This is a genomic window from Brevundimonas goettingensis (assembly GCF_017487405.1).
GTDB classification, from domain to species: Bacteria; Pseudomonadota; Alphaproteobacteria; order Caulobacterales; family Caulobacteraceae; genus Brevundimonas; species Brevundimonas goettingensis.
In genome coordinates this window covers 2,910,335-2,924,886 of sequence record NZ_CP062222.1, presented here as the reverse complement: position 1 = coordinate 2,924,886, position 14,552 = coordinate 2,910,335, and the positions used below count along the sequence as shown (strand labels likewise).

Annotated in this window: 15 protein-coding genes; 6 read left to right on the top strand and 9 right to left on the bottom strand. The window is 68.3% G+C overall.

What is annotated here, in order from left to right:
* Positions 1–21: 21 nt before the first annotated feature.
* Entirely contained in the window at positions 22–1,734 is a 1,713-nt protein-coding gene (locus IFJ75_RS14230; protein WP_207868836.1) for a phosphatidylglycerol lysyltransferase domain-containing protein, read from the bottom strand.
* 138 nt (positions 1,735–1,872) lie between these two features.
* On the opposite strand from IFJ75_RS14230, the gene IFJ75_RS14225 reads away from it, so the two are divergent.
* Both IFJ75_RS14225 and IFJ75_RS14220 read left to right on the top strand, forming a co-directional pair.
* Positions 1,873–2,442: a superoxide dismutase gene (locus IFJ75_RS14225; protein WP_207868835.1), complete on the top strand. Its 570-nt coding sequence runs from the start codon at positions 1,873–1,875 to the stop codon at positions 2,440–2,442.
* 110 nt (positions 2,443–2,552) lie between these two features.
* The gene (locus tag IFJ75_RS14220) at positions 2,553–3,080 is read left to right on the top strand and encodes a hypothetical protein (RefSeq protein WP_207868834.1); all 528 of its coding nucleotides are present in this window, start codon (positions 2,553–2,555) and stop codon (positions 3,078–3,080) included.
* A gap of 70 nt (positions 3,081–3,150) precedes the next feature.
* Here IFJ75_RS14220 and IFJ75_RS14215 read toward each other — a convergent pair whose 3' ends face one another.
* On the bottom strand, positions 3,151–3,405 hold the full coding sequence (locus IFJ75_RS14215; RefSeq protein WP_207868833.1) for a GlsB/YeaQ/YmgE family stress response membrane protein: 255 nt from the start codon (positions 3,403–3,405) through the stop codon (positions 3,151–3,153).
* Positions 3,406–3,616: 211 nt separating this feature from the next.
* Here IFJ75_RS14215 and IFJ75_RS14210 point away from each other — a divergent pair, with 211 nt between their 5' ends.
* Positions 3,617–3,997: a helix-turn-helix domain-containing protein gene (locus IFJ75_RS14210; protein WP_207868832.1), complete on the top strand. Its 381-nt coding sequence runs from the start codon at positions 3,617–3,619 to the stop codon at positions 3,995–3,997.
* A 144-nt stretch (positions 3,998–4,141) separates the two neighbouring features.
* A complete protein-coding gene (gene hisN / locus IFJ75_RS14205) occupies positions 4,142–4,942 on the top strand; it encodes a histidinol-phosphatase (protein ID WP_207868831.1) in 801 nt (266 codons plus the stop codon).
* A 67-nt stretch (positions 4,943–5,009) separates the two neighbouring features.
* Here the strand turns inward: hisN and IFJ75_RS14200 are convergent, their stop codons facing one another.
* The 3 genes from IFJ75_RS14200 to IFJ75_RS14190 all read right to left on the bottom strand — a co-directional run bounded on the left by IFJ75_RS14200 (position 5,010) and on the right by IFJ75_RS14190 (position 7,942).
* Positions 5,010–6,044: an alpha/beta fold hydrolase gene (locus IFJ75_RS14200; protein ID WP_207868830.1), complete on the bottom strand. Its 1,035-nt coding sequence runs from the start codon at positions 6,042–6,044 to the stop codon at positions 5,010–5,012.
* The gene (locus tag IFJ75_RS14195; protein ID WP_207868829.1) at positions 6,041–6,949 is read right to left on the bottom strand and encodes a class I SAM-dependent methyltransferase; all 909 of its coding nucleotides are present in this window, start codon (positions 6,947–6,949) and stop codon (positions 6,041–6,043) included. The genes IFJ75_RS14200 and IFJ75_RS14195 overlap by 4 nt, the downstream gene beginning before the upstream one ends.
* A gap of 180 nt (positions 6,950–7,129) precedes the next feature.
* Complete coding sequence (locus IFJ75_RS14190; protein ID WP_207868828.1) at positions 7,130–7,942, bottom strand: class I SAM-dependent methyltransferase; 813 nt, start codon at positions 7,940–7,942, stop codon at positions 7,130–7,132.
* Between the two features lie 243 nt (positions 7,943–8,185).
* Here IFJ75_RS14190 and IFJ75_RS14185 point away from each other — a divergent pair, with 243 nt between their 5' ends.
* A complete protein-coding gene (locus IFJ75_RS14185; RefSeq protein ID WP_207868827.1) occupies positions 8,186–8,668 on the top strand; it encodes an Hsp20 family protein in 483 nt (160 codons plus the stop codon).
* 96 nt (positions 8,669–8,764) lie between these two features.
* On the opposite strand, the gene IFJ75_RS14180 is transcribed toward IFJ75_RS14185, so the two are convergent.
* The 4 genes from IFJ75_RS14180 to gpmA all read right to left on the bottom strand — a co-directional run bounded on the left by IFJ75_RS14180 (position 8,765) and on the right by gpmA (position 12,743).
* Positions 8,765–10,015 (bottom strand): pentapeptide repeat-containing protein, encoded by a 1,251-nt coding sequence (locus IFJ75_RS14180; protein WP_207868826.1) that lies wholly within the window; start codon positions 10,013–10,015, stop codon positions 8,765–8,767.
* The gene (locus IFJ75_RS14175; protein ID WP_207868825.1) at positions 10,012–11,280 is read right to left on the bottom strand and encodes a pentapeptide repeat-containing protein; all 1,269 of its coding nucleotides are present in this window, start codon (positions 11,278–11,280) and stop codon (positions 10,012–10,014) included. Before IFJ75_RS14175 ends, IFJ75_RS14180 begins: the two co-directional genes overlap by 4 nt.
* Before the next feature lie 120 nt (positions 11,281–11,400).
* A complete protein-coding gene (locus tag IFJ75_RS14170) occupies positions 11,401–12,000 on the bottom strand; it encodes a bifunctional diaminohydroxyphosphoribosylaminopyrimidine deaminase/5-amino-6-(5-phosphoribosylamino)uracil reductase RibD (protein WP_207932624.1) in 600 nt (199 codons plus the stop codon).
* Positions 12,001–12,029: 29 nt separating this feature from the next.
* Positions 12,030–12,743 (bottom strand): 2,3-diphosphoglycerate-dependent phosphoglycerate mutase, encoded by a 714-nt coding sequence (gene gpmA / locus IFJ75_RS14165; RefSeq protein ID WP_207868824.1) that lies wholly within the window; start codon positions 12,741–12,743, stop codon positions 12,030–12,032.
* Positions 12,744–13,024: 281 nt separating this feature from the next.
* Between gpmA and IFJ75_RS14160 the strand changes: the two genes are divergently transcribed.
* Complete coding sequence (locus tag IFJ75_RS14160; RefSeq protein ID WP_207868823.1) at positions 13,025–14,521, top strand: phosphomannomutase/phosphoglucomutase; 1,497 nt, start codon at positions 13,025–13,027, stop codon at positions 14,519–14,521.
* The last annotated feature ends 31 nt before the right edge of the window (positions 14,522–14,552 follow it).

The window sequence follows — 14,552 nt, the reverse complement described above, 5'->3', positions numbered from 1 at the left end:
GAAGCCAGACCATAGGGATGCTTATCGCGTCTTTGATCGGGCTGCAGGTTTCGCATCGTTTCCGATCCCCAACATTCCCGGCCAGCCGCCGCTGGTTAGCAGGGCCACGTCCAGCAGGGCCAGCGGCAGGGGCGTCGAAACCGGGGCGGCGATGAAACGCGCCTTCCAGTCAGGGGCGAATTTGGACTTGTAGCTGCGGAGGCCCTGGAAGCCGTAGAGGGCGCCCCCCTCCTCGAATACCAGGGCGCCGACGCGGGCGAAGACGGGCGCCAGCCGGCGGTCCTCCAGCCCGGCCAGGGGCGCCATGCCCAGGTCGAAGGCTTCGAACCCTTGCGTCATCGACCACTGGATGGCGCGGATGAACAGATAGTCCATCACCCCCGGAGGGGCGTCGGGCAGGTGGCGCATCAGGTCGATGGCGACCTCGCGGTCGTTCCCCTCGCCGGGCAGCAGGTTGGCGAAGGCGACGATGCGGCCGTCTGGCGTTGCTTCAGTTGTCTGGCGCACCACGGCCAGGGGCGTCAGGTCCAGATAGGCGGGATCGAACCGGCCCAGCGAAAACGCCTTCTCTGCGCCGTTGTGGTCCGCCAGCCAGGCGTCCGACACGGCCTTCAGTTCGGCGACGAGGGCGCTGGCCGATCCGGGCGGCAGGACCTCGAAACTGGCCCCCTCGCGCTCGGCCCGATTGATCGCGGTGCGCAGGTTCTGCTTGGACTTGCCTTCCAGCGAGAAGTCCCCGACCGACACGACGGCGGTCTCGCCGACCTTGCGCATGGCCAGCCCCATGGTCGCCAGATCGGCCAGAACGCCCTCCCCGACCGAATAGAAGACCGCCGCCCCGCCATAGCTGTCGGCCAGTTCGGCGAAGGCCCACAGCAAATCCTGTCGCTCGCTCCTCAGCCCCGCCGGTTCGCCCATGGCGATCCAGCGTCGGCCGCGCACCCGGTAGGCCAGGAAACTGCGGCCAGAGGGGCTGAACAGCAGGGTCTTGTCGCCCAAGGTCGCCAGCCAGGCCTCGGGCGTGGCGTGATCGGCTTCGGACAAGGCCGCCAGCGCCCTGGCGCGGTCCTGCGGATTGGCCAGCCGCCGCCGTCCCGATCCGGGGGAGGACAGCAGGGATACTGCGGCGATGGCGAGGGTCAGGATCGCCAGGATCGCCACCGCCCTGAGGAAGCCAGAGGCCTCGCGGTCGGTCAGGAAGCTCCACCACAGCTGGTCGGTATAGGCGATGTCGCGATAGGCGAAGAAGCCCAGCCAGATCGCCGCGATCACCGCCGTGGTCAGCAGGATCAGCCAGCCGGGCCGCAAGGGCTCGACCAGCCGCGACCGCCGGTTGAAGGCTGTCCGGCAGGGGATCAGCAGGGCGGCGATGATTGCGAGTGCAAGGGCCTCTTCCCAGTCCAGACCCTTGAGCAGGGAGAAGACCACCCCGGCCCCCATGGCCCCCAGGGCGGTCCAGTAGGCGCCGCGCCGGCGCCGCCACAGGCCCGCCGAGAGCAGCAGCAGGAGGAAGCCAACCACGCTGGCTGCGAAATGGGACAGTTCGATCAGGACCGGCGACACCGATCCGCTCAATGCGCGCAGGCGGTCGGAAAAGGCCGGGGTCACTGCCGAAATGATCATCAGGGCGCCGACCGCGAAGACGGCCACCGCGAAGATCTGGGGTGTCGCCTCCTTGGCCAGGCCCGCCAGGCGGCGGGCGACGCCGCGTCGCGGTTCGGCTTCGTTCGTCATCCGACCCTGATGCCACGATCCCGTGAATCGTCCAATCGTGTCGGCTCCGGGGTCATTTCTGGGCAGAGGAAACAATCAGAAACATTGCGAGTTTGTAACCTGCGGCGCCCCGGCCGCGCAGATATTCGGAGAACGGACATGATCCGCAAGACCGCCCTTCTGACCGGCATCGCCGGCCTGATGCTCACCGCCGCTCCGGCCGCCTTCGCGCAGGACGCGACCCAGGATCCGGCCCCGGCCCCTACCCCCGCGCCTGCCGCCGCCCCGGCTACGGCTACGGCTCCGGCCCAGCAGCCCGGCACCCTGTCGCTGCAGCCCGGCTCGGACGTCAAGGGCTCGGACGGCGCCGTCCTCGGCAAGCTCGAAGGCGTTCGCGACAACGCCGGCGCCCAGGAGCTCACCGTGCGCGGTACGGACGGCCAGCTGAAGGGCGTGCCGCTGGCGGGCCTGAAGCCGGAAGGCGCGGGTGTCGTCGTCGGCTGGACCACGGCCGAGTTCACCGCCGCCCCGGCCATCCCGGGCAGCGCCCCGGACGCCGCTTCGTCTGCGGCTCCGGCCTCGACCGAAGCCCCGCCGCAGCCCGCTCTGGATTCCGCCTCGCCTGAAGCTACCCCGTCCACGACGGAGACTCCGGTCACCGAGCCGACCCCGACCGAAACTCCGGCGCCGGAAGAGCCGGCCGCCCCGCCGGTCCAGCCGCAGGCCTGATCTGCGACTGATCCCGCTTCGGATCGTTAACTCTGTGAAACGCGTCGGCCTGCCGGCGCGTTTCTCTTTTTATCGGCGTCCCCTCGGCGCCCAACAATGAGGAAACCAGGATGCGTACCCTTCTTTTGACCACTGCGGCGGCCGCCCTCGCGATCGCTGTCCCCGCCTCGGCCCAGATAGTGGGTGGCTCCACCGGACAGGTTGGCGCCCAGGTCGGCGTGGGCGTGGGCCTGCCCCAGACCGCACCGATCACCGGCCAGGTCGGTACGACCGTACGCGGCGCAACTGACATGACCCGCAGCACCGTCCGCGATGCCCGATCGGCCGCGAGCAGCGCCGCCGACGCCTCGGCTTCCGCCTCGGTCCAGTCGGATACCCAGGTCGCCGCAGACCGGAACGGCGCGGACGCCAGCCTCAACATCTCGACCGGCGCCATGGTCCATGGATCCGACGGCAATATGCTGGGCTCGGTCGTGCGCCTGACGCGCAACTCCGCCGGCCGCGTCGAGAGCTTCGTGGTGCGCTCGGCCGACGGAACCCTGCGCTCGGTGCCGGCTTCCGGCGCCAGCGTCCAGGGCGACGCCGTGGTCACGGCCTGGAGCTCCGGCGAGTTCAACCGCGCTCCGCCGGTTCAGTAAGTCCGTCCTGCGGACATGAAGAAGGGGCGGCCCGCAAGGACCGCCCCTTTTCGTTGTTCGGCGCTGTCGGTCAGGCGCGGCGCTTGACCAGACCCAGCAAGAACAGGAGCAGGCAGGCGCCGCCGAACGCCACGATCAGGGTGACGATATTGAAGCCCCCGACCGGAATGCCCAGCAGGGCTCCGGCGATCCAGCCGCCAAGGAACGCGCCGAGCACGCCCACGATGAGGTTGGTGATCAGGCCGTGATTGCGGCCCATGACCTTTTCCGCCAACCACCCGGCGACAATGCCGATGATCAGCCAACCGATAATTCCCAGACCCATGATGTCATCCTTCCAAGCTTGACTAGCTGGTCGGGGTAACACCCGCGGTCGCGGTAGGTTGCGTCACGGTAAACCTCATCAGGCCTAACCCCTATAAATTGTTCGCCGAACGTGGCTACTCCCTCCCTTGGGGAAAGCGGCACATCGTTTGCGGCGATCAAGGCGAGCCGTTCCATTTCGGGACAGCCCGCCAAACGGGGAATATGGGGCCATGGCCACCGACATCGATCTTCACCTGGGCCGCCGCCTGCGTCGCCGCCGTCGCCTTCTGGGCCTGACGCAGCAACAGCTGGCGCTGCAAGTCGGCATCCGCTTCCAGCAGATCCAGAAGTATGAGTGCGGCGCCAACCGCATCTCGGCCGCCCGCCTGTGGCAGCTGGCCGAGGCGCTGGAATCGCCGGTGAACTATTTCTACGACGGCCTGACCGAGGCCATGGAACGCAAGGAAGCGGCCGGGGCCAACGGCGGTGAAATGTTTTCCCGCAAGGAAACCCTCGACCTGATCCAGGCCTATTACCAGCTCGGCGAGCGCCCGCGCCGGCGCCTGCTGGACCTGGCCAAGTCTCTCCACGCCGAAGAGCCGGCGGCTTAAGCCGCAGGGCCTGCGCTTCGGAGGGGGCGAGGCGACGGGGGCCGAGGATAAGAACCGAAGCCGGTCCTTGGGGGAGGACACCGGCAAACGGGCGGGGTAGAGGTCGTGTCGACCCTGACCCCACATCCTCGGCCCTCGCTCCTCATGACTGAATTCGAAGCCTTCGCCGTCGAACTGGCCCGTGAAGCGGCTGGGGTGACCCTGCCCTTCTTCCGCGGCGACTATGCCGAGGAGAACAAGGCCGGTCCCAATTCTACGGGAGTAGGCGCCTTCGACCCGGTCACCCAGGCGGACAAGGACGCCGAGGCCGCCATCCGCCGTCTGATCGCCGCCCGCTATCCCGACCACGGGGTCATCGGCGAGGAATATGGCGAGGATCGTCCGGACGCGGAGCATGTCTGGATTCTGGATCCCATCGACGGCACCCGCGCTTTCATTTCCGGCCTGCCGCTCTGGACGACACTGATCGGCCTGAGGGTCGCGGGGGAGCCGTCTGTCGGCGCGATTTCCCAGCCCTATATCGGCGAGCTCTTCCTCGGAGGGCCCTCGGGCGCCGTGCTGATGAGCCGGGGCCAGACGAAGCCGATCAGGACCCGCGCCTGCGAGCGCCTGACCGATGCGGTCATTTCCACGACCGATCCTGAAATCTTCACCGGCTCGGAACTCGGCGCATGGACCCAGGTGCGGGCCGCCGCCCGCCTCGCCCGCTACGGCTGCGACGCCTATGCCTATGCGATGGTGGCGGCCGGTCGAATGGATCTGGTCGCAGAGTCGAGCTTGAAGCTTTGGGACTGGTCGGCCCTCATTCCGGTGGTCGAGGCCGCCGGCGGCGAGGTCACCAACTGGCGCGGCGAACCGGTCGACGGCACGGGGCAGATTCTCGCCGTCGGCGACGTCCGCATTCGCGAACAGGCGCTGGTCACGCTGAAACGCGCGGCGCTCTAGCCGAAACGGACTCGGAACGCGCTCAAGCAGCGAGCGACCGCGTCGCGAGCGATAGCGCCCTCAAGAATCAAGCCGCGCCGACCTCGACGTCGTCGGGTTGGGGCAGGGGGCGCAGATCCTGGGTCGGAGCGACGTAGTCGGCCATAGCGTCGAATTCGCTGAGGAAATGCGCCCTCAGGTCGTCCGTCTCCATGATGATTTCGTGCTTGGCGCCCGGGACCTCGACGTAGCGGCCGCGGCCTAGGCGTTTGGCCGCCCATTTGTTGGTCTGTTTCCAGACGCGGTCGTCCTCGCCCGCCTGGACGAAAGTACAGGGAATCTTGACGTTTTTCAGTGCCTTGGGCTTGAGCGCCCGCTCGCCCGCGTCGAGCCCGAACGCCAACCAGCCCCAGGTCGGCCCGCCAACCGCCAGGTGTGGGCAGGCGTACAGCTGCTGCCGCCACAGTTCGTAGCGGGTCTCGTCCGTGGTCAGGGCGTCCTTCTCGAAGGTGTGGTCGAAGGGATCGTCCGGATCGTCCAGAACGAAGTCCCCGGCCTTGCCGTGACGCAGGTTCCAGCGCACGGCCAGCTTGACCGACCACATCGAGCGCTTGCCCGTCTTGATACGGAGCATCGGTCCCGAGAGGACCGCGCCCGAGAACCGCTCCTCGCCGTTTTCCAGCGTCAGCAGGTTCAGGGCCGCGCCCATCGAATGGCCGACCATGATCCAAGGCTTGGGCGCGCGGGCCTCGAAGGCGTCGAGCAGGCGGTGATAGTCGTCGAGGAACTCCTCGACCGCCCGGGCGTGGCCTTTCAGCCGGTCGGGCAGCAGGCGGGCCGACAGGCCTTGGCCGCGCCAGTCATGGGCCAGGACGCAGAAGCCGCGTGCGAGGAAATTGCCGATGACCTCGAAATATTTCTCGATCGGCTCGGTGCGGCCGGGCGACAGGATGACGGTGCCGCGCGGCTTGGCGGCGACCAGGGTCGAGGGCGTCCAGAAGGCGGCGCGCAGCCGAAGGCCGCCGGCCCCGCGGAACCAGTCACCCTGGCCTCCGGGCGGCGACGAGGCGCCGGGCACGCCCATCAGCGGGGCGTTGGCGGCGAAGGCTTGGGCGCGGTTCACTCAGGTTTCCTGAACTTCAAGGTCATGCGGTCGCTCTCGCCGATCGCATCGTATTTGCTGCGATCGAACGTGGGATCGGGCGCCTGGCCTTGCGGAGCCGTCAGGCTTTGCGGAGGCAGGGTTCCGACACCGAACGGATGATCCTTTGTATCTGTTGCATTCGCGTTGATTTCCGACGACGCGACGAAAACAAATCCGGCCTCGGCGGCCAGCTGTTTCACGAAGGCTTCCTGCACATAGCCGTTGGCGGCGGCGGGATCCTGATCCTCGTCCGGGGCCAGACGATGCTGTTCGATACCCAGGACGCCGCCTGGTCGCAGGGCCTGGAAGGCGTCGGCGAAGGCCTTTTCGGCGATGCCGGTGGCCATCCAGGCGTTGATGTTGCGCATGAACAGGACCAGGTCCGCCGTGCCCGGAGGCGCCACATCGTCCGACGACGGTCCGAAGGCGGAGAACTGGATGTCGCCGTACAGTTTCTTGTCGGCGGTGAAACGGGTCTGATAGTTGGCCATCAGGGCCGCCTGGGCCGGATCGGCGCCGGGACCCGTGCTGAACCCCGCCGCGAAATAGGTCCCGCCGCCGCGCGACAGATAGGGGGCCAGGATCTCGGTGTACCAGCCGCTGCCGGGCCAGAAATCGACCACCGTCATGTTCGGCTGCAGGCCGAAGAAGCGCAGGGTCTCCATCGGGTGACGCCATTGATCGCGTGGGCGGTCGGCGGCGCGCCAGGGGCCCTGGATCGCCCATTCCAGCGAGCCTTCCGGCGGGCCGGCGGGCGCGGTCGGGGCCGGGGTCTCGACCTTGGGCTCAGGCTTGGGCTTGCGATCGCAGGCGGCCAGACCCAGCGGGGCGACGGCGACACAGGCGCACAGGCCCGCCAGCAGGGATCGGCGCGATCCCGTCATCGCCTGTGGTCTCCGCTCGGGCGGCGCGCTTTCATGCATAAGGGTCTCCCCCCGAGCCGCCCCCAAACCGTACGGTCCTGGACCTTGCGGCCCTGCTCGGGTTGAACGGGCTTAACGGGCTTCGTCGCGGTCGTCAAAGCCGCACGCGAAGGCGTGATCGCCGCCTCGGGGACGGTCGCCTCAGAACGGCTTTCTGAAGCGCAGGGTCATGCGGTCGCTCTCGCCGACGGCGTCCAGTTCCGCCCTCTGCGCGGGGGTCAGGGCGCCGGTTCCGTCGCGCGCCTGCGACTGGCGCACAGGCTGCAGGCTCCAGACCCCGAACGGATGGTCGTGGTCGTCCTTCGCATTGGCGTTCACCTCGCTGCGCGCCTCCAGCACGAAGCCGGCGGCCTGGGCGGCGCGAATGACGTAGCTTTCGGGCACATAGCCGGTGGGCGCCGTGGTCGCGACGTTCAGGCCCTCGGCGCTGCGATGCTGTTCGATGGCCAGGATCCCGCCGGGCTTCAGCGCCTTGAAGAAGGCCGCCAGATAGGGCTCGGTGCGGCCGTCGCGGGCCCAATTGTGGAAGGCGCGGGCCACCACGACCATGTCGGCAGTCCCGTCGGCGACGCCCATCCCCTCCAGCGGCTTGCCGACCGGGACATAGGTTCCGCCGGTCGCGGCGGCATAGGGCTCCAGGATGTGACGCCACCAGCTGGCCGAGCCGGGCTCGATCTCGATCACCGTCAGACCGGGCGTCAGGCCCCAGAAGGTCAGGGTCTCCAGCGGATGGCGCTGGCCGTCGCGGGCGAGGTCGGCGGCGGGGCGGGTCGACGATCCGATCGCGGACTGAAGCGCCTCGTCCTCCTGCAGCACCGGCGGCGGCATGGCCGCGCGGCGCGCTGCGCGCTGGGCCGGGGTCTCGCCGACGCTCGGCGCGTCCTGGGCCAGAACCGGGGCCGACATTGCGGCGAGAGGCAGGGCGGCCGAGAGGGCAAGGGCGATCAGGCGCATGGTCGTCTCCAGAAGGGTTCCGCCATCCCTAACCGCTCGGGTGGCCGAAGCAAGGCGACGAAACGTCCGGAAATCCGTCCCCCTTGCGCGCCCGAAACCGCATCCCACATCGGTAGCGAAGGCGCCGATCACCGGGCCTTCTCAGACCCTCGGGGCCCAATCGGGACCGCGGACCTGACCACCCAAGGCGGCTCCGGGCAAAACGCGGAGCAGCTCCATCTTGCTGATCATCAGGAGATCGACATGCGTACCATCGACTTCACCCCCCTCTATCGTTCGGCCGTCGGCTTCGACCGTCTGGCCCGCCAGCTGGAAAGCGCCGCGCGCACCAGCGAGGCCGCCGGCTGGCCGCCCTACAATATCGAGACGACGGCCGAGAACGCCTATCGCGTCGAGATCGCCGTCGCCGGCTTCAAGCCCGAAGAGCTGAACATCGAGGTCAAGGAAAACCTGCTGACCGTCACCGGCCGCAAGACCGCCAACGACGACACCGCGCCGCAGAAGACCTATCTGCATCGCGGCCTGGCCGAGCGCGACTTCGAACGCCGCTTCCAGCTGGCCGACTATGTCGTTGTGACGGATGCGAACCTCGACAACGGCCTGCTCGCCATCAGCCTGAAGCGCGAGCTGCCCGAGGCCCTCAAGCCCCGCCGCATCGAGATCGGCACGGCCCCCAAAACCGAGGGCAAGACGCCGCTGATCCAAGGCGAAGCCGCCGCCGCTTAAGCGCAGCGCGACACCTGGCCTCAAGCAGTGAGCGACCGCGTCGCGAACGATAGGCCAAAAGGAATGAAAAGGGCGACGCGTTTGCGTCGCCCTTTTTTATGCGGCTTCGACGGCGGCGATGCCGTTGGTGTGGTCCACACGGGCGTCCTTGAAGGTCACGCCCTGCAGATTGGCCCCGCGCAGGTCGGCGCCGGACAGGTCGACCCGATCCATACAGGCGCGACCCAGATCGACATTTCTCAAACAGGCGTAGCGCAGGCGGCTGTCGGCCAGGGTCGAAGGCAGGGACCGCCCGCCGCCCATGGGCAGGGGCCCCAGCTGGGCGCCGGTCAGATTGGCCTTGTTGAGCAGGGCCCCGATCAGGCGGGCGCCACGCAGATCCGCGCCCGACAGGTCGGCGCCGCGCAGATCGGCCTTTTCCAGATTGGCGCCCTGAAGCGCCACGCCCCTCAGATCCATCCCGACCATACAGGCGCCCCGGGCGCTCAGGGCGGGCAGTTTCAGCGTGTTCAGTCGCGTGCCGAGCGGGCGCAGGTCCTCGCCGTCGAACACCGCGGGCAAGCCCAGAACGCCGCCGCTCTCGGCCCAGGCGTTGGCGTCCAGCGCCAGGGTCATCAGGGCCTCGGCGCGCTCGACCGCCGGCGCCGAGGGGGCTCTCAGGCTTCCGGAAAGGTCGGTCTTGTCCAGCCGGGCGGCTTCCATCTTCACGCCCGACAGATCGGCGCCGATCAGTCGGGCGCCGGCCAGGTTGGCGCCCGAGACCTGGGCGTTCTCCAGCATGGCGCCGGACAGGTCGGCGTCCTTCAGATTGGCGCGGGTCAGGACGGCGCCGCGCATCGAACAGTCGGTGAAATCGGCCTTGTGCGCGCTGACCCCGTCGAAGCGCGACCCGTCAAGGGTGGCGCCGGCGAAGCTGGCCCCGTCGGCCAGACCGGTGCGTTTCTCGTGCTTGACCTCGGACAACCCTTGCGTCGCGTGCGGAACGGCGATGACGCCCTCGCGGAAGTCGGCCTGGGTCAGGTCGGCGTTTTCCAGACTGGCGCCCTGCAGGCAGACGCCGCGGATGTCGGCGCGGATCAGTATGGTGTCGGACAAATCGGCGCCGCGCAGGTCGCAGCCGAACAGGATGGCCCGTTCCATCCGGGCGCCCTTCAGCTTTGCATTCTCCAGCGAAGAGCCGGTGAAGTCGGCGTCGTCCAGCAGGCGACCACTGAGATCCAGCCCGGTCAGGTCCATGAATTTCATCGACAGCCGGCGACCGTTGGCCTTGCCCTCGACGAAGCGGGCGTGGGCGGCCATCAGCACGTCCAGGTCACCCTGCGCCAGTTTGCGGCGGGCGACGGTCATGCGGCGTGATCCTTCGGATCATAGCCGCGCGTCCCGATCAGGGTCGCGCCGGTGAAGTCAGCGAGCCGGGCGTGAGCGCCGTGCAGACTGGCCCGGCTGAGGTCGGCGTCGCAAAGGATGGCGCGCCGCAGGTCGGCGCCCGACAGGTCGGCGCCGCGCAGCGAGGCGCCGGTCAGGTCAGCAGGCAGAAGACGGTCGGGGCCAAGCATCAGCGGGCCCAGCTGGGCCTCGCGCAGATCCGCCCCGCCGAGACGCGCCCCGTTCAGCCGGGCGCCGCGCAGGTCGGCGCGCCGCAGCTTGGTCGAGCGCAGGTCGGCCCCCTGGAGCTGGGCGCCCTGAAGCTGAACGCCCTCCATGTCGAGGCCGTAGAAGACGCCGCCCTTGGCCGACAGGGCCGTCAGGTTCAGGCCGGTGATCGAGCCCAGGCCGCGCAGGTCGACGCCGTCGAACACAGACGGTTGTCCCTTGGCGCCGCCGCTTTCGCACCAGACCGCGTGCTCGTGAAGCATGTCGGCGGCGGGCATCCTGGCCACCGGCGCGCCGGCCGAGGCCTTGTCTGTCAGGGCGCCGTCCATATTGGCGCCGTCGGCGCGCCACATGGTGGCGGTGATCCCGACCAGGACGGCGTCGCGCAGGTCGGCGCCGGTCAGGTCTGCGCCCGACAGGTCTGCGCCCGCCAGATCCGCGCCCCGGAAATTGGCCGATTTCAGATTGGCCCGGACCAGCTTGCAGTCCTTCATGATGGCGTCGGAGAAGTCCGCCGATTGGGCCGCGACGCCCGACAGGCGCGACCGCTGCAGATTGGCGCCGGCCAGACAGGCGCCTTGGGCCTGGGTCTGATTGCGCTTCGGCTCGACGATACGAAAGCCGTCCCTGGCGTTGGCCGTGGCCAGGGTGCCTTCGCGCAGATCGGCCTCGAACAGGTCGGCGCCCGACAGGTCGGCGCCGCGCAGACAGGCGCCGCGCAGGTCTGCGCGCCTCAAGCTGGCGTCGACCAGAATGGCTTCCTGCATGTCGCTGCCGAAGAAGGTGGCGTTATCCAGCTTGCAGCCGGTCAGGTCGCAGCCGCGCATTTCGGCGGCGGAGAAGTCGGCGTCGGTGAGATTGCGGCCGCTGAGATCGAGGCCCGAGAGATCCATCCAGGCGAAGACCGCACGCGCTCCGCCCGGCCGCGCCTGCCACAGGCGGTCGTGTCTGGCGCAGATGACGTTCAGCTCTTGCTGGCTGATCCGCTTGCGAAGTTGTTCCTCTGACAGGGCTCCCATGTCGCCCAATATCCGCTCGCGCGCTTAAGGAAGCCTTGAGAAAACCGAGGTTTCGTCCGGCCGGATACTGTCCGTAGGCGCACCAGAAACTGAACGCCGGTCAGTCAGGCGGTAGGCCCCTCAGGACGTCAGCAGGCCCTGCTCCGCCAGGGCGTCCGCCAGTTCGCCGGGCCCGGTCCACAGACGGGTGTAGCCCGCCTCGCCCAGCCGCTTGAGCTCGGTCACGAGATCGGCGCGTGGCGAGGCGACGAAGCGGGCGTCGAAGCCCTGGCCGTCCTCGCTGATGCGGACCATCGGCCGGCCGGTCTCCAGACGGTGCAGGAAACCCTCGCACAGCACCTTGCCCTCGTCGCACATCAGGCCGGTTTCGACGGTCAGCCCGGCCTGACGCAGCCGTTCGGTGCCGCGGCCCGAGGCGAAGGGCGAGGGGTCAAGGCAGGCCACCACCACGCGGGCCACCCCGGCCTCGGCCAGATAGTGGGCGCAGGACTGGCGTCCGGACGATCGTGCGCCGCAGGGCTCCAGTGTCACATAGGCTGTCGATCCGGCGACGTCCGGACCGGCAGCGGGAACGGCCTGTTCTTCGGCATGAGGCCGGCCGCCGGGCGCCGTGGCGGCTTCCGACAACACGCGTCCGTCCTTGACGATGACGCAGCCGACGGCGGGGTTCGGCCAGGTCTCGCCCATCCGCCCCATGGCCAGTGCGATGGCCTGGGCCATGAAACGGGCGTCGTCTGCCTCCGAAGCGGTCACGCGATGGCCGGCAGGCTTTCGGCCCGTCCCGCGTCAAGGTAGCGCGCCGAGACCGGCTTCAGCTCGGCGTCCAGGTCGATTTCCAGCGGATTGCCGGTCGGAATCTCGACCCCGACGATCTTGTCGTCGGGTACGTCGAACAGGTGTTTGACGATGGCGCGCAGCGAATTGCCGTGGGCGGCGATCAGCACGTCCTCTCCGGCTTCAAGGCGGGGAGCGATGGCGCTGTTCCAGTAGGGCAGGACGCGGTCGAGCGTGGTCTTCAGGCTCTCGGTGTCGGGGATGTCCTGACCGGCGTAGCGCGGGTCGGCGGTAAAGTCCCATTCGCCGCCGGGGGCCAGGGGCGGGGGCGGCACATCGTAGCTGCGGCGCCAGACCTTGACCTGATCCTCGCCGTGCAGCTTCGCCGTCTCGGCCTTGTCCAGCCCGGTCAGGCCGCCGTAGTGGCGCTCGTTCAACCGCCAGTCCTCGATCGTCGGCACGTCCTTCAGTCCGGCCGACTGCAGGGCGATGGCGCCGGTGCGTTTCGCGCGCGTCAGAACCGAGGTGAACATCACCGCTGGCTTGAAGCCGGCTTCCGCGATCAGCTCGCCGCCCCGCCGCGCCTGGGCCTCGCCCTCGGCCGTCAGATCGACATCGACCCAGCCGGTAAAGCGGTTCTCCAGGTTCCACTGGCTCTGGCCGTGACGGAGAAGGATCAGACGGGGCATGGTCGGCTCCGGCGTCGAGCCGGAGGGGAGCCGACCGCGCGATTTGGAATTTTCTGGACCCTCGGCCTAGGACGGGGTCCGGCGAGGGTCAAGCGGCGAGCGTGACGGATTGATGAACAGTGATAGGTCGCGGCTTCACCGGTTGTTCCCCGCGCAGGCTCTCGCTATAGCTTCGCCCATGTCGGATCGCGTGTTCTTTATCCTGGCCGCTGTGAGTGCGGCGGCCATGACGTCGCTTGCGCTGGTCTGGCCCTGATCTCCCTTTTCCCTTGGAATCCCGAATGTTGAAGCCTCGCCAGGATCTGGTTCCGAACACGGCCGATTACGAGACGGTCCCGCTGGTGAAGCCCACCGGCTTCCGTGAATACGACGCCCGCTGGATCCTGGAAAAAGAGATCAATCTGCTGGGCATTCAGGCCCTGGGCCTGGCGCTGGCCACCTATGTTCATGAGATCGGGGTGCAGCCGCGCATCGTTGTCGGTCACGACTTCCGGTCCTATTCGCTCAGCGTCAAACAGGCCCTGATCCTGGGTCTGCTGGACGGCGGAATGGAGGTGCTGGACATCGGCCTGGCCCTGTCGCCGATGGCCTATTACGGCCAGTTCGCCCTGAACGCGCCCTGCGTCGCCATGGTCACCGCCTCGCATAACGAGAACGGCTGGACGGGTGTCAAGATGGGCGCCCAGCCGCCCCTGACCTTTGGTCCCGACGAGATGGGCCGGCTGAAGACCCTGGTGCTGGAAGGCAAGGGCGTCTCGCGCCCCGGCGGGCGTCTGGAACGCGTCGAGGGCTTCCGCGAGCAATATATCGCCGATGTCGCCGCCAAGACGAAGCTGACCCGTCCGCTCAAGGTGGTCTGCGCCTGCGGCAACGGCACGGCCGGCGTCTTCGCGCCCGAGGCCCTGCGCCTGATGGGCGCAGAGGTCATCGAGATGGATACGTCGCTCGACTATACCTTCCCGAAATACAATCCGAACCCGGAAGATCACGCCATGCTCGTCCAGATGGCCGAGAAGGTGAAGGAGACGGGCGCCGACCTCGCCCTGGGCTTCGACGGCGACGGCGACCGCTGCGGCGTGGTCGACAATACGGGCGAAGAGATCTTCGCCGACAAGATCGGCCTGATGCTGGCCCGCGACCTGTCGGCGATCCACAAGGACGCGACCTTCGTCGTCGATGTGAAGTCGACGGGCCTCTACAAGACCGACGAGGTCCTCAAGGCCAACGGCGTCACGACCGTCTACTGGAAGACCGGTCACTCCTACATCAAGCGCAAGACCGCCGAACTGGGCGCCCTGGCCGGGTTCGAGAAGTCGGGCCACTTCTTCCTCTCGGGGCCGCTGGGCCACGGCTATGACGACGGCATCGTCGCCGCCGGCGCCGTCCTGGCCATGCTCGATCGCAACCCGGGCAAGAGCCTGTCGGAGCTGAAGACGGCCCTGCCGGACGCCTGGACCTCGCTGACCATGTCGCCGCACTGCCCGGACGAGACCAAATATCAGGTGCTCGAAAAGCTGGTCGCCGAATACGAGGCCCTGTTCGCCGCGGGCGGTTCGATCCTGGGCCGCAAGATCGTCGAGGTGATCACCGTCAACGGCGCCCGCGTCCATCTGGACGACGGCTCCTGGGTCCTGATCCGCGCTTCGTCGAACAAGCCGGAGATGGTCGTGGTGGTCGAGAGCATGCGCTCGGCCGACGACATGCGCGACCTGTTCCGTCAGGAGATGAAGCCGCGCCTCGCCGCCCACGGGGTCACCGACTACAATCAGGAAATCTAGGCTGCGGCCGTCTCCTGCGGTTTGACGCCGC